Source organism: Phytobacter cepae (genome assembly GCF_054165735.1).
In genome coordinates this window covers 2633561-2647534 of record NZ_CM135107.1, presented here as the reverse complement: position 1 = coordinate 2647534, position 13974 = coordinate 2633561, and the positions used below count along the sequence as shown (strand labels likewise).

General features: G+C 54.6%; 14 protein-coding genes. 4 read left to right on the top strand and 10 right to left on the bottom strand.

The window, feature by feature from the left end:
* The first annotated feature begins 99 nt into the window (after positions 1-99).
* Entirely contained in the window at positions 100-1320 is a 1221-nt protein-coding gene (gene mlc, locus ACUY4Q_RS12290) for a sugar metabolism global transcriptional regulator Mlc (protein WP_458043051.1), read from the top strand.
* 125 nt (positions 1321-1445) lie between these two features.
* Positions 1446-2141, top strand: a complete 696-nt coding sequence (gene bioD, locus ACUY4Q_RS12285) for a dethiobiotin synthase (RefSeq protein WP_458043050.1) — start codon at positions 1446-1448, stop codon at positions 2139-2141.
* A 441-nt stretch (positions 2142-2582) separates the two neighbouring features.
* On the opposite strand, the gene osmV is transcribed toward bioD, so the two are convergent.
* The 10 genes from osmV to ACUY4Q_RS12235 all read right to left on the bottom strand — a co-directional run bounded on the left by osmV (position 2583) and on the right by ACUY4Q_RS12235 (position 12310).
* Complete coding sequence (gene osmV / locus ACUY4Q_RS12280) at positions 2583-3731, bottom strand: osmoprotectant ABC transporter ATP-binding protein OsmV (RefSeq protein WP_458043049.1); 1149 nt, start codon at positions 3729-3731, stop codon at positions 2583-2585.
* A complete protein-coding gene (gene osmW, locus ACUY4Q_RS12275) occupies positions 3731-4378 on the bottom strand; it encodes an osmoprotectant ABC transporter permease OsmW (RefSeq protein ID WP_458043048.1) in 648 nt (215 codons plus the stop codon). The genes osmV and osmW overlap by 1 nt, the downstream gene beginning before the upstream one ends.
* Positions 4379-4387: 9 nt before the next feature.
* On the bottom strand, positions 4388-5296 hold the full coding sequence (gene osmX, locus ACUY4Q_RS12270) for an osmoprotectant ABC transporter substrate-binding protein OsmX (RefSeq protein ID WP_458043047.1): 909 nt from the start codon (positions 5294-5296) through the stop codon (positions 4388-4390).
* Positions 5297-5317: 21 nt separating this feature from the next.
* Positions 5318-6028, bottom strand: coding sequence for an osmoprotectant ABC transporter permease OsmY (gene osmY, locus ACUY4Q_RS12265; RefSeq protein WP_458043046.1), 711 nt, complete (start codon positions 6026-6028; stop codon positions 5318-5320).
* A 263-nt stretch (positions 6029-6291) separates the two neighbouring features.
* Entirely contained in the window at positions 6292-6906 is a 615-nt protein-coding gene (gene dmsD / locus ACUY4Q_RS12260; protein ID WP_458043045.1) for a Tat proofreading chaperone DmsD, read from the bottom strand.
* A gap of 18 nt (positions 6907-6924) precedes the next feature.
* Positions 6925-7782 carry a dimethyl sulfoxide reductase anchor subunit family protein gene (locus ACUY4Q_RS12255; protein ID WP_458043044.1) on the bottom strand — a complete coding sequence of 286 codons (858 nt, stop codon included), beginning with the start codon at positions 7780-7782 and terminating at the stop codon, positions 6925-6927.
* A 1-nt stretch (position 7783) separates the two neighbouring features.
* Positions 7784-8401, bottom strand: a complete 618-nt coding sequence (locus ACUY4Q_RS12250; protein ID WP_458043043.1) for a DMSO/selenate family reductase complex B subunit — start codon at positions 8399-8401, stop codon at positions 7784-7786.
* Between the two features lie 10 nt (positions 8402-8411).
* Positions 8412-10850: a selenate/tellurate reductase subunit YnfE gene (gene ynfE / locus ACUY4Q_RS12245; protein ID WP_458043042.1), complete on the bottom strand. Its 2439-nt coding sequence runs from the start codon at positions 10848-10850 to the stop codon at positions 8412-8414.
* 154 nt (positions 10851-11004) lie between these two features.
* Positions 11005-11307 carry a DUF1161 domain-containing protein gene (locus ACUY4Q_RS12240; RefSeq protein ID WP_458043041.1) on the bottom strand — a complete coding sequence of 101 codons (303 nt, stop codon included), beginning with the start codon at positions 11305-11307 and terminating at the stop codon, positions 11005-11007.
* A gap of 112 nt (positions 11308-11419) precedes the next feature.
* On the bottom strand, positions 11420-12310 hold the full coding sequence (locus ACUY4Q_RS12235; RefSeq protein ID WP_458043040.1) for a LysR substrate-binding domain-containing protein: 891 nt from the start codon (positions 12308-12310) through the stop codon (positions 11420-11422).
* 120 nt (positions 12311-12430) lie between these two features.
* Between ACUY4Q_RS12235 and ACUY4Q_RS12230 the strand changes: the two genes are divergently transcribed.
* Both ACUY4Q_RS12230 and ACUY4Q_RS12225 read left to right on the top strand, forming a co-directional pair.
* Complete coding sequence (locus ACUY4Q_RS12230) at positions 12431-13060, top strand: LysE family translocator (protein ID WP_458047329.1); 630 nt, start codon at positions 12431-12433, stop codon at positions 13058-13060.
* Between the two features lie 214 nt (positions 13061-13274).
* Positions 13275-13973 (top strand): YnfC family lipoprotein, encoded by a 699-nt coding sequence (locus ACUY4Q_RS12225; protein ID WP_458043039.1) that lies wholly within the window; start codon positions 13275-13277, stop codon positions 13971-13973.
* The last annotated feature ends 1 nt before the right edge of the window (position 13974 follow it).

The window sequence follows — 13974 nt, the reverse complement described above, 5'->3', positions numbered from 1 at the left end:
TGTAAATCACAAGGCTACGTAAATATTTGACGGCGAGTGATGAAGTGCTTCACCATATCAAAAAGTTTATTTCGAGCTCAAAAATAAAGGGAGTCAGAGGTGGTTGCTGATAGTCAGCCTGGTCATATTGATCAAATTAAGCAGACCAACGCGGGGGCGGTGTATCGCCTGATTGATCAACTTGGCCCGGTATCGCGCATCGATCTTTCACGTCTGGCTCAACTTGCGCCAGCCAGTATTACTAAGATTGTGCGCGAAATGCTCGAAGCACACCTGGTGCAGGAGACCGAAATTCAGGAGCCCGGTAGTCGCGGACGCCCGGCCGTCGGACTCATGGTGGAGACCGAAGCCTGGCACTACCTCTCTTTACGCATCAGTCGCGGTGAAATTTATCTCTCTCTTCGCGATCTCAGCAGCAAACTGGTGGTGGAAGAACAGCGCGAGTTGGCGCTGTCCGATGAGACGCCGCTGCTGGCGAGAATCATTGACCATATTGATACGTTCTTTACCCGCCATACGCAGCGGCTTGAACGCCTGACGGCCATCGCCATCACGCTGCCCGGCATCATTGATACCGAAAACGGGATCGTGCATCGCATGCCATTCTTTGAGGATGTAAAGGACATGCCGCTGGGTGAAGCGCTGGAAAAACACACCGGTGTGCCGGTCTATGTGCAGCACGATATCAGCGCCTGGACGATGGCGGAGGCGCTGTTTGGCGCCTCACGCGGCGCAAGGGATGTGATTCAGGTCGTTATCGATCACAACGTCGGCGCAGGGGTGATCACCGATGGCCGCCTGTTGCATGCCGGAAGCAGCAGTCTGGTGGAGATTGGCCATACTCAGGTCGATCCCTATGGCAAGCGCTGTTACTGCGGGAACCACGGTTGCCTGGAGACCATCGCCAGCGTGGACAGCGTGCTGGAGCTGGCGCAACTGCGTATGAGTCAGTCGATGAGCTCAATGCTTCACCAGCAGCCTCTGACCGTGGAATCTTTATGTGACGCCGCGCGGCAGGGCGATCTGCTGGCGAAAGATATCATCAGCGGCGTGGGGGCGAACGTCGGACGCATTCTTGCCATCATGGTGAATTTATTCAATCCACAAAAGATCCTTATCGGTTCGCCGCTGAGCAAGGCCGCCGACATCCTCTTTCCCGCTATCGCCGACTGCATTCGCCAGCAGTCTCTTCCGGCCTACAGTCAGCACATTGCCGTCGAAAGCACGCAATTTACCAATCAGGGTACGATGGCGGGTGCCGCACTGGTCAAAGACGCAATGTATAACGGCTCATTGCTTATCCGTTTGTTACAGGGGTAACATTTTTTCACTGTTGTCATAAAGATTGCGCTATCTCAAGCCGGGCTGAATATGCCTGGCGTAGACTTTCGCTACTGAATTATTTTTCTGATTTATATTTTCGTAGCAAAACGGTGGGGTTAGCGATGCATAAGCGTTTCTTTGTAACGGGTACAGATACCTCTGTCGGTAAGACCGTCGTGTCCCGCGCACTGCTTCAGGCGCTGGCGGCGAGTGGCAGAACCGTCGCGGGTTACAAGCCCGTCGCTAAAGGAAGTAAAGAGACGCCGGAGGGCCTGCGCAATAAAGATGCGATGGTTCTGCAAAGTGTCTCTTCCATAGAATTACCTTATTCAGCGGTCAATCCTGTTGCCCTCAGTGAAGATGAAAGCAGCGTTGCGCATAGCTTTCCTATTAATTACACCCAGTTGTCCAATGGCCTTGCGCACCTCTGCGACAGGGTTGACCATGTGGTGGTTGAAGGCACGGGCGGCTGGCGTAGCCTGATGAACGATCTGCGTCCTCTTTCCGAATGGGTCGTGCAGGAGCAAATGGCCGTGGTGATGGTGGTGGGGATTCAGGAAGGCTGCATCAATCACGCTTTATTAACCGCCCAGGCGATTGCCAGTGACGGTCTGCCGCTGATTGGCTGGGTGGCAAACCGCATTAATCCGGGTCTTGCGCATTATGCTGAAATTATCAATGTGCTGAGCCGCAAACTGCCCGCACCATTGGTCGGAGAACTGCCATACCTGCCCCGCGCTGAACAGCGTGAATTATCACAGTATATTAATCTGACGATGGCAAAAGGGATGCTGGTGGCAGAGCGTATTCTGGCGTAACCGTTTGACTCCTTTGAGCCTCTCCCTTAAAGGCTGAGGAATCCCCAGTAACTTTACGTTTAACAGCGATAACACTGTGCCATGAGAACACAACAGTTAAAGCGATGACAGGGTCCGGCTGAAAATCGACGAAGCGTATCCGTAAGGCCGGGGCGACGCGCAGGGATGCGCGGCGAGGGCGACTTTACACGGACGTTACCTTCGCCCGTCCCCGATAAGCCTGAAGGAATATGCTAAGTGGACCGCGCCAGCGGCGATTTTCCTGGCCGGGAGCCCGGGTCGCCAGGGCGGTGGCGGTGAACCGCCCTGGCACGTTCACGGGTTCTGGAGCGATAGAAAAGCAAGGAACATAAGGTGAACGGAATGCCCCTCAGAGCCGCATGTTTCCACTCACCCTGGTCCTCTCCCCAGAGGCGAGAGGGGAATACCCATCACGTGTTATCACACATCACTGTGAATATTCAGCTCACGGCGGGTACGCCCGGAGCTTAAGTACTCAGCAATATAATCCTGGGAAATCTCCCCGTTGTAGCGCCCACCTTCATCCACGATGGGCATCCAACTGGTGTTACTTTCGTACAGTCTCGACAGCACAATACGCAGGTTATCTTCGGCTTTACCGGTAATGCGGAAAGGGTGGAGCAGATCGGCACAGCTGCTCTGCGCGCCACGCGCTTCACGACGTTTAACGAAGCCCAGCGGTTTACCTTCGCCATCCACGACGGTAATGGCGCGAATATCATTATCGTCCATCAGCGCAAAGGCTTCTGCGGCGGAGGTGGTTTCGCGAACGGTGATCGTCGGCTGTTTATCCGTGACGTCGCCTGCAGAGACCAGCAGCAGGCGCTTAAGCGTACGGTCCTGCCCGACGAAGGAACCCACAAATTCGTTGGCTGGTTTGGCTAACAGCTCATCCGGGCTGGCGCATTGCACAATGCGCCCCTGGCGGAACACCGCGATACGGTCGCCAAGCTTCAGGGCTTCATCAATATCGTGGCTCACCAGCATGACGGTCTTTTTCAGCGCACGCTGCATCTCCAGGAACTGATTCTGAATGACTTCACGGTTAATCGGGTCGACCGCGCCGAAAGGCTCATCCATCAGCAGCACCGGCGGATCCGCCGCCAGCGCGCGAATCACGCCGATACGCTGTTGCTGACCGCCGGACATTTCACGAGGATAGCGATGGAGAAACTTCTTCGAATCCAGTGCGACCATCTCCATTAGCTCCTGCGCGCGGGTTTTGCATTTGGCTTTATCCCAGCCCAACATGCGCGGCACAACGGTAATGTTCTCTTCAATGGTCATATTGGGGAACAGACCAATCTGTTGGATGACATACCCGATGTTACGTCGCAGGGTGACGATATCCATCTCGCTGGTGTCTTTGTTATTAATTAAAATTTTGCCGCTGCTTGGCATGATCAGGCGGTTGATCATCTTCAGGGTGGTGGTCTTGCCGCACCCGGATGGCCCCAGCAGCACACACATTTCCCCTTCCGGCACGTTCAGGTTGACGTTATCCACGGCCTTCATCGTCTGGCCATTTTTCTGGTTAAATTGTTTGGTCAGATTTTCCAGTTTAATCATTATCGAATCCCCTTCGGTGTCAGAACCACCTGCAAACGGTGCAGTAACCAGTCAAGCACGATGGCCAGAAAACAAATCATCAGCGCACCGGCAATCAGCATACGAATATCGCTCCCGCCGATGCCGTTCAGTAACAGTAACCCCAGGCCCCCGGCGCCGATAACGGCGGCAATGGCCATCACGCCAATATTCATCACCACAGCGGTACGAATACCGCCGAAAATCACCGGCAGGGCCATTGGGATCTCCACCCAGCGCAGACGCTGCCAGAAGGTCATGCCGATGCCGCGTCCAGCCTCTCGCAGACCGGGTGGCAGGCTGTCGAGGGCCGTGTGGGTATTACGCACAATCGGCAGCAGCGAGTAGAGGAACACGGCGGTGATGGCGGGCAGGGCGCCAATGCCCTGACCGACGAGTGAAAAGAGCGGAATCATCAGGCCAAACAGCGCGATAGAGGGGATGGTCAGCACCAGCGTTGCCAGCCCAAGTACCGGTGTTGCCAGCCATTTGTGGCGCACGATCAAAATGCCGAGCGGCACACCAATCACAATCGCCATCCCTACCGCTAACAGCACCAGCCACAGGTGCTGAAACGTCAGTTGCGCCAGGTAGCCCCAGTTATCCATCATGTAGTGAATTGTATCCATGGGTTCTCCTTACAGCAGTTTCTTGTCGCGCAGAAAATCTCGCGCCACCTGCTGCGGCGTTTGATGGTCGATATCGACTTTTGCGTTGAGGTTAATGATGACGTCGTTGTTCAACTGGCTGGACAGCGTATTGAGCGCCTCTTCGAGACCCGGATTGGCTTCCAGCGTGTCTTTACGCACAACAGGCGTGACGGCGTAGCTGGGGAAGAAACCTTTGTCATCTTCAAGCACTTTCAGGTCGAACCCTTTGATTCGCCCGTCGGTGGTGTAAATCAGCCCGGCGTCAACAAAGCCATCGCGCACGGCGTTGTAAACCAGACCGGGGTCCATCTGACGAATCTGCGGCCTGTCCAGTTCAAGGTTGTAGGCCTGCTGTAAGGGCTTCATACCGTCGCTGCGGCCTGAAAATTCAAGGTCGAGGCCCAGCAGCCAGTTATGTTTCGGATCGGTTTGACGAATCTGTTCGATCTTCGCTACCAGTTCCGACATGGTATTGATGTGCTCTGCTTCGGCGCGCTTACGCTGCATCGCAAAGGCGTAAGTGTTGTTCATATCTGCCGGTTCAAGCCACACCAGGCCGTGTTTGGCATCCAGGCGTTTTACCGTTTCGTAAGACTGCTCCGGCGTCATGCGTTCTTTAATGTGGTTAAAGATGATGAGGGAGGTGCCGGTGTACTCCCAGGTCATATCGACCTGCTTGTTGATCATCGCGTTACGGGAAATAACCGTCGCAATGTTGGTTTGCGGCTGCACCTGGAAGCCTTTCTTTTGCAGATACTGCACCGTCAGGGCGGAGAGAATATGCTGCTCGGTAAAGCTTTTGGTGGCAAGAATCAGCGGAGCGGCCTGTACCTGTGCGCTGGCGGCAAAAAGAAGGGCAGTGCTCAGCAGGCCGAGCAGTCGGGGAAATCGTCTCATAAGGTATCCTTTTTATTGTTCTCAGGCGGTGTGCGGGCTCAGGAAACGGCCCAGCGCTGCCAGCAAGGTGTCCAGAATGAGAGCAAACAGCGCCGTGGCGGCGGCTCCCAGAATCAAAGTCGGGAAGTCATTAAGGTAAATGCCCGGGAAGATCAGTTCGCCGTAGCTGCTGGCACCAATCAGGAACGCCAGCGGGGCCGTCCCCACATTAATGGCGGTAGCAATACGCACACCCGAGAGGATGACCGGCAATGCATTTGGCAATTCCACCTGGTAAAGACGTTGCCATTTCGTCATGCCAATCCCGTTCGCCGCTTCAAGAAGGGACGCAGGGACGGAACATAAACCGGCATAAGTGTTACGTACGATAGGCAGCAATGAGGCCAGGAACAGTGCAATGATGGCTGGCGTATCGCCGATGCCAATCACCACCATCGCCAGCGCCAGAACCGCCAACGGGGGAAGCGTGTTGCCGACGTTAAAGATTTGCATTACATATTCAGCCACTCCCCGGGCTGCGGGGCGACTTAAAGCAATCCCACTGGGAATACCGATAAGCAGCGCGAAGAACATTGAGCTAAACACCAGAATCAGGTGCTGTTGCCCGAGATAGAGTAAATCGACCTGGCGGGCTTTGATGGTTTCAGGACCAATCCCCCAGACCAGAAGCGCCAGTACGGCAGCAATCCCCACGATGAAAAGCAGGGTGCGTGTGAGTGCGGAAGTGTGCATTGCAGTGTGTCTCCCTGAGTGCATGCGTTAATACAACGACCCATTGCCTGTTGTTATGCCATGTGCGGCAGGGTCTATGTGCTATAGCAAGCACCTGGGAAGGATTCCAGTTTTACGAATCTTTTTTAAGATACGGATTTTGCTGATGATTTGTTTAATACCAGTCAGCATAATGGCTTGCGGGGTAGGTAGAGAATTGTCTTAAAAGAGAGAGGTGAAAGTGACACTGTCACTCACACCCCTTTTATCGGTCTGAAATAATGTCAGCGGTAAAGCGTTTTTTGCGCCACCGGCATAACGAGGCGTGACTGCCAGTCCGCCAGGGTTTTTTGTGCCAGCAAACCGAGGGCGCGCCAGAACGGATGCTGCGCTTCCTGAATGAAGACGGTAAGGAAACGCCCTGACCAGGGCAGCAGGTGCCAGGCCAGCAGCTCGTTGCAGGCGGTGAACTGCTGATTTTCAGCCAGCCACGCGACCAGCATCAGCAGAGTGCCGAAGTGATCTTCCGGCACGTTCTGTTCGCTGTCCCAGGCTATCTGGTTGTCCCGCATCCACTGGCGAAGTGCAAGCGTAGAGTCACCAAAGATCACGCTTTCCTTATCCAGCCAGACCGAGCCCCAGGGCGGAGCAGGCAGTGCCCATGGGCCAATGAACAACCGCTGCCAGGCCGCTTCAATCGGCTCATCAGACGGGTTCATAAAACCGCAGGCCAACGGGGCCAATGCGTCCTGCTCCAGCGGCCATTGTGCTTGCCACTCCCCGCTGATAAAGGCATCGACGACCGGTTTTATCTGTTCGTCATCGGGCGGGAAGGAAAACAACGCACCCAGTATCCTGGCACTGAAGGCGAAATCATCGCGGTATAAGGTCCCTGACATCTTCACTCCTTGCGTGATTTAACCGGCAACGGCCATGCCGACCGTCATATGCAGTCCGTAGAAGAGACCACGACCTATCAGCTCGCCGACGACCACCAGCGTCACGCCCGCAATCAGACTCACCACGCGCGGCTGTTTGCGCATTGCAAGCGGGCAAATCCAACAGCCGAGTCCCGCAGCCAGCAGCAGCATCCGCACTACCTGCAGACTACCGTAGTCCGGCACCAGCGTGCCTGCCTGCACGACGGAACTGTGGATTGTACCAAGGCTGACACCCTGCAAAATGACCAGCGCCAGGCTTGCCAGCAGCGCGGCCACGCTCAGTGAGGCGAAGGTCGCGCCATTAAAGGACGTCCGCGCTACGCGCAGCAGCAGGGCGGCAAGCAGGGGGCCGCCCAACAACATGGTCAGGAAGAAACCCATCGTGGTGTAAGCGGTATGCCAGGTGGGAACCGTGTCGATCTGGTACACGCGGGTCATCGCCCAGACGAAGACCACGCCCAGTATCATGCTGACAACGAGCCAGATTTTGCCCAGTGCCGCGGGCATTTTACCGAGCATCGTCACCAGCCACCAGAAACCGCCGACGGCAAAGAAAATCGAGCCGGCGGCAATTTCGTTACTGAGGGCCGAGGCACCCACCCGGTTAAGCGAGTTAAACGCACGCAGCGGTGAGCCAAGGTGCAGCATCGAGGCGATAAAACCGATGCCCATCAACAGCCATAAAAAGAACATGCTCTGCGTGATGCGCCGCTGGTTTGCAGTATTGTCTTTCGCTGCCATCCAGCCGAGCCCCATCACGATTAACCCGCCTGCCACACACTGGCCCAGCACGGTAAACAACACCAGTGGCCATTCATGCCATCCGTTACCCATCTCACACCTCCCGCGGGTTTGCCAGGTAGCCGGTGGTATCCCCGGTGGGGCGGCTGTTGGCGTTGGGTTTAATCACAATGCTCGGTTTGGTAAAACGTGCTGCCGGAAGAGGCGCAATGGCGGCCAGATCGCCGTGTTTTTTGCGCAGTTCCTCAATGGGACCAAAATCCAGCGCACGCAGCGGGCATGACTCCACGCAGATGGGCTTATGACCTTCTGCGACGCGGCTATAGCAGCCGTCGCATTTGGTCATGTGACCTTTTTTCGCGTTGTATTGCGGGGCGCCATAAGGGCAAGCCATATGGCAGTAGCGGCAGCCGATGCAAATTTCTTCATCGACGACCACAAAGCCATCTTCGCGTTTGTGCATCGCACCGCTGGGGCAGACTTTGGTGCAGGCGGGGTCTTCACAGTGGTTACAGGCAATCGACAGATAGTAAGCAAAAACGTTCTGGTGCCAGACGCCGTTATCCTCCTGCCAGTCTCCCCCGGCGTATTCATAAATGCGGCGGAAACTGACGTCAGGGGTCAAGTCCTTGTAATCTTTACATGCCAGCTCACAGGTTTTGCAGCCGGTACAGCGGGCGGAATCAATAAAAAATCCGTATTGGGTGGTCATCGGCTACTCCTTAAACCTTCTCAATTTCAACCAGATTGGTGTGCTGAGGGTTGCCTTTTGCCAGTGGCGAAGGGCGCTGTGTGGTCAAGGTGTTCACACATCCCCCATGGTCAACCCGGTCGCCCTGCATATTGGCGTCGTGCCAGGCGCCCTGGCCCATTGCCGTGACGCCGGGCATGATGCGCGGGGTGACTTTGGCGGCAATACGTACTTCACCGCGTCCGTTAAACACCCGCACCGTATCCCCATCAGCAATGCCGCGTTTCTGGGCGTCAATCGGGTTAAGCCAGACCTCCTGACGACAGGCGGCCTCAAGCACATCAATGTTGCCGTAGCTGGAGTGAGTACGCGATTTGTAGTGGAAGCCGTACATCTGTAGCGGGAAGGTACTACGCGCCGGATCGTCCCAGCCCTCAAAGGTGGAGGCATAGACCGGCAGGGCGCTCACCACTTCATCTTTTTGCAACTCCCAGGTACGGGCAATGTTGGCCAGACGGCTGGAGAAGATTTCAATTTTGCCTGACGGGGTTTTCAGTGGGTTTGCTACAGGATCATCGCGGAATTTTTTGTAAGCCACAAAGTGCCCGTTAGGATCTTTGCGTTTGTAGATGCCCATCTTTTTGAGCGCGTCGTATGTAGGTAACTGCGGATCTTTCGCCAACATTTTGGCGTAAAGATACTCTAACCACTGCGCCTGCGAGCGCCCTTCAGTGAACTGCTGGTAGATATCCGGCCCAAGGCGGCGGGCGATTTCGCTGGTAATCCAGTAGATAGGTTTACGTTCAAATTTCGCGGAGGTGATCGGTTGCAGGAAGATCAGGTAGCCCATGTTCCCGGCGTAATCGTTCGGGATGATATCTTCCTGTTCAACGGTCATCAGATCCGGCAACAGGATATCGGCATATTTGGCCGAGGAGGTCATGAAGTTCTCGATGACCACAATCATCTCGCACTTCGTTTCGTCCTGCAGAATGTCGTGGGTACGGTTGATATCGCCATGCTGATTGGTAAGGCAATTGCCCGCATAGTTCCACAGGAACTTAATCGGCACATCGAGTTTATCTTTACCCTGTACGCCGTCGCGCAGCGCGGTCATTTCCGGGCCACGGGCGATAGCATCAGTCCAGGTAAAGCAGGAGATTTTGGTTTTTACCGGATTTTCCGGCATCGGCATGCGCTCGATGGTAATGGTATACGTCGATTCGCGTGCGCCACTGTTACCGCCGTTGATGCCGACGTTCCCGGTCAGAATGGGCAACATAGCGATAGCACGAGCGGCTTGCTCACCGTTTGCCTGACGCTGTGGCCCCCAGCCCTGGCATATGTAAGCCGGTTTGGCGGTACCGATTTCGCGGGCCAGTTTTACGATGCGCTCGGCGGGAATCCCGGTGATTGCCGACGCCCATTGTGGGGTTTTCGCGATGCCATCGTCACCCTGACCGAGAATATAGGCTTTGTAATGACCGTTGGCCGGGGCGTCCGCCGGCAGGGTTTTTTCGTCATAGCCGATACAGTATTTATCCAGGAAAGGCTGGTCGACCAGGTTTTCGGCGATCAGCACCCAGGCGAGACCGGCAACCAGGGCGGCATCCGTGCCGGGGCGGATCGGCAGCCACTCATCCTCACGCCCGGCAGCGGTGTCGGTGTAACGCGGGTCAATCACAATCATCCGTGCGTTGGAACGTTCACGCGCCTGTTCAAGGAAATAAGTGATGCCGCCACCGCTCATCCGCGTCTCGGCGGGGTTGTTACCAAACATCACCACCAGTTTGCTGTTTTCAATATCGGAGGTGCTATTGCCGTCGTTTGAACCGTAGGTATAGGGCATGGCATAGGCGATTTGCGCCGTACTGTAGGTTCCGTACTGGCCGAGGAAACCACCGTAAATACTCATCAGACGCGCAATGATGGAGGCGGAGGGGGACGAGCGGGTAATATTGCCGCCGACGATACCGGAGGAGTAGTTGATGTAGACCGCTTCGTTACCGTATTTGGCCACCGTATTTTTCAGGCTGTTGGCGACCGTGTCGAGAGCTTCATCCCAGCTGATGCGTTCAAATTTACCTTCCCCGCGTTTACCGACCCGTTTCATCGGATAATTCAGTCTGTCCGGGTGGTTGATGCGACGGCGAATAGAACGCCCACGCAGACAGGCCCGAACCTGATGATTGCCATAAACATCGTCCCCGGTGTTGTCTGTTTCAACCCAGGTTACGGTGTCATCGCTGACGTGAAAGCGCAGCGCACAACGACTGCCGCAGTTGACAGAACAGGCTCCCCAGACAACCTTGTCGTCGGCAGGGTGCATCGCACTTTGTACCGCCGCTGCCGCTGTTCGCATACCGAAGGGAAGAGAAATACTGCTGGCGGCCAACGCCAGCGATCCCAGCGCAGTAGTTTTGACGAGCGTTCGCCGGCTGATGCCAGCAGGAAGTTCATCGTTGGACATAGCTCACTCCACTATAAGTTATATCAAAAAGTAATAACATGCCGGAACTAATGCCTGGCTAAGTATGCCTTTATGCTACTTAGTAAGGAGTAGGGAGATATTATTGGGGATCAATAAGAGGACCGATCCCCATGATTTTAATGAGAGGAGGAAATTACTGGGCTGCAGGTGGGGTGGCGTCAGAAGCGGAATTTTCATTGGACTGACTTTGATTATTCCCGCTACGGGTATAGAGAATTTTCCATCCATCATTAGCGCAATGCCCGACAACCTGCGCGTCCGAAGCACTATTTTGGTCGTTCGGTTCAATCGTTAGGGTAAAGCCCGATTTAGGTACGCCGTTGTTGATAATCTTTTGTTGGATATCACTTTTCACCCGCTCACAGGAGTCGGGTGCCGCCAGGGCTGAGGCCGAGAGTGAGAACAAAACGGTACCTAATAAAAGTGTGTATTTCATATCAACTCCTTATTTAGTCTGCCTGCCAAAAGCGTAGCAGGTGTTCAGTAAGGTTAAGGTAAATCTCAGATTAATAGCCTCCAACGCGGCGTTAATCTTCATTCGCACTATATTATGGGGCATATCGAGGGGCGTGCTGTTGTAAAAACCGGGCCAGCTTATCGATATTATTTTGCCGTTTTGAGTCCTGGGGCCAGACAAGATAATAGCCGTCACCGGTTTTGATGGGCTGGGGAAAGGGCATCACCAGCAGATGCTGATCGAGAGCCGCCTGACACAGTAGCAGGTCGCCGATTGCCACGCCGTGCCCTCCCATTGCCGCCATCATGCCTTGTTCCAGGGTGTCGAATATTTTGCCACCGGCCAGGCTAAGACCCGCATGTAAGCCTGTTCCTGCCAGCCATCTGCGCCAGTCACGGCGGTCACGGGAGGGGTGTATCAACTCACAAAGGGCCAGATCATCCTGGGCTTTAGCCAGCAGGCCCGGTGCGCAGATGGGCACCAACCATTCATCAAATAAATGAAGGCTACACGTGCCTGCGCCAAACTGACCATTGCCCAACAGGATGGCGCAATCAAAGGGCTCTTGTTGGAACGCCACGCTATCAATGTCCATCCAGACGCTGGAAATATTGATTTCGGGCGCGGCGTGTTGCTCATGAAATTTTGCCATTACATCAAGCAGCCAGCGCATGGTCAGGGTTGAAGGGGCTTTAAGTCGCAGTTGCTGATGATGACTACGCAAATGCTGGCATGCGGTCTCCAGCTGAGAAAAGCCTTGTTGCAAATCACCCGCCAGCATGTTGCCTGCGTCCGTGAGGGTTACTTTCGGGCCATTGCGGGTAAAGAGCTGGCAGCCAAACCACGCCTCAAGGGTACGAATATGGCGGCTGACCGCGCCTGGCGTTACGTTGAGAAAATCTGCGGCCTGACTGAATGAGTTGTACTGTGCTGCAACGGAAAAGGCCCGTAGCGCATAAAGATGGGGGAGGTTTTTAGGCACGCCTGAGACCTTATCTTGAGTTTAATTCACAATGAAATCCAGTTTAACTCGTTTTCCCTGACGGCGGATTTTTTTCATACTCTGCCCACCGTAAGCGATGTGGAAGGAATGATGCACACTCTGAATGTGGCGCTGTTGAGTGCTTATATGCTGGCAATTTTGGCCTTGCTGGTGACACCGGGGCCGGTTGTGATGTTGGTGACGGGCACGGCTGCGATGTCGGGCTACAGCAGGGCCTTTCTGACCACGCTCGGCACCAATCTGGCATCGCTGGTGCTGATTGCCGTCGCCGTGATGATGCTCAGTGGTGTGGTGACCTTAAACGCCGGATACCTTTCGGCGCTGGGACTGGCGGGATCGATGTTCATCGGCTGGGGCGCGGCACAAACGCTGTGGCACATCAGACAGCCAACTGAAAGAGGGCAACCAGAAGGCGCAATGGCGGGCGGTTTCAGGCGTGGCTTTATCACGGGCGTCGCTAACCCAAAAGACATTCTGTTTTTCGTCTCTTTTTTCCCGCAATTTATTGCCGTCAGTTCCGACTTTACCACCAGCATCGTCACGCTTTCGCTTATCTGGATCCTGTTCGATTTTGTGGTACTGACCAGTTACATCGTGGTTGTTAAACGCTTTTTGCCGGTGACCCATAGCCGCCGCTTTACCGCCGGGTCAGCCCTGGTGTTGCTCCTGATTGCAGCCGGGGGCATCGTGTGGAATTTCGCCGGAGTGAAAGCACTGATTTTCGAATGACGTTAAATTGTCATTGCCAGAATGATTAAAGGTTTTGCTAATATATACCCGACATACTTCAGGTTGCATGTGCGTTGGCTCGCCTCGCTTGCCCCAGACACTTACCCGCGTAAGCGCCCGGAAGGCAATGGTTTGCCACCTGCCTGCAACTCGAATTATTTAGGGTATAAGCGATACGCATCGCGAATTTTGGGTGAACCTATTGAATAAACAAATGATACTCATCGCCCTGGCCGTGCTGGTGGCCGGATGTGATGACAAAAAGGGACCTGTATCCTTTACGCCGGAGATGGCCAGTTTTTCGAATGAATTTGATTTTGATCCGCTGCGCGGCCCGGTCAAAGATTTTAGCCAGACACTGCTTAATGAAAAAGGCGAAGTCTCTAAACGGGTGAGTGGGACGCTCTCTAAAGAGGGCTGTTTTGATACGCTTGAACTGCATGATGTGGAAAACAATACGGGCGTCGAGCTGGTGCTGAACGCCAATTACTACATCGATGCCGATACCCAGGAGAAACGGCTGCGCTTGCAGGGTAAATGTCAGCTCGCTGAGTACCCGAGCGCCGGGCTGACCTGGGACACGGACGATCGCGGCTTTATTTCGGTGGCACGGGGTAAAGACGTTGAAGTGACCTACCGGTATGACAGTGAAGGCTACCCCCTGGGTAAATCCACCTCATCAAAAGAGGCGCATTTATCCGTCGCCTCGACCCCTTCAAGGGATGCGCGTAAAAAGCTCGATTACACCGCGGTTAGCCTGTTGAACAACAAACCGCTGAGCAATGTGAAACAAACCTGCGATTACGACAGGCACGATAATCCGGTTGCCTGTCAGTTGGTGATTGTCGATGAAAGCGTTACGCCCAACGTCGAGCATAAATACAACATCAAAAATACCATTGAGTATTATTAAT

What these genes read in the sequence shown, in the direction of transcription:
- osmV (WP_458043049.1), bottom strand. Translation starts at nt 3,731, where the DNA reads ATGATTAAACTGGAAAATCTGACCAAACAATTTAACCAGAAAAATGGC.
- bioD (WP_458043050.1), top strand. Translation starts at nt 1,446, where the DNA reads ATGCATAAGCGTTTCTTTGTAACGGGTACAGATACCTCTGTCGGTAAG.
- osmX (WP_458043047.1), bottom strand. Translation starts at nt 5,296, where the DNA reads ATGAGACGATTTCCCCGACTGCTCGGCCTGCTGAGCACTGCCCTTCTT.
- osmW (WP_458043048.1), bottom strand. Translation starts at nt 4,378, where the DNA reads ATGGATACAATTCACTACATGATGGATAACTGGGGCTACCTGGCGCAA.
- ACUY4Q_RS12255 (WP_458043044.1), bottom strand. Translation starts at nt 7,782, where the DNA reads ATGGGTAACGGATGGCATGAATGGCCACTGGTGTTGTTTACCGTGCTG.
- ynfE (WP_458043042.1), bottom strand. Translation starts at nt 10,850, where the DNA reads ATGTCCAACGATGAACTTCCTGCTGGCATCAGCCGGCGAACGCTCGTC.
- dmsD (WP_458043045.1), bottom strand. Translation starts at nt 6,906, where the DNA reads ATGTCAGGGACCTTATACCGCGATGATTTCGCCTTCAGTGCCAGGATA.
- ACUY4Q_RS12225 (WP_458043039.1), top strand. Translation starts at nt 13,275, where the DNA reads ATGATACTCATCGCCCTGGCCGTGCTGGTGGCCGGATGTGATGACAAA.
- osmY (WP_458043046.1), bottom strand. Translation starts at nt 6,028, where the DNA reads ATGCACACTTCCGCACTCACACGCACCCTGCTTTTCATCGTGGGGATT.
- ACUY4Q_RS12240 (WP_458043041.1), bottom strand. Translation starts at nt 11,307, where the DNA reads ATGAAATACACACTTTTATTAGGTACCGTTTTGTTCTCACTCTCGGCC.
- ACUY4Q_RS12250 (WP_458043043.1), bottom strand. Translation starts at nt 8,401, where the DNA reads ATGACCACCCAATACGGATTTTTTATTGATTCCGCCCGCTGTACCGGC.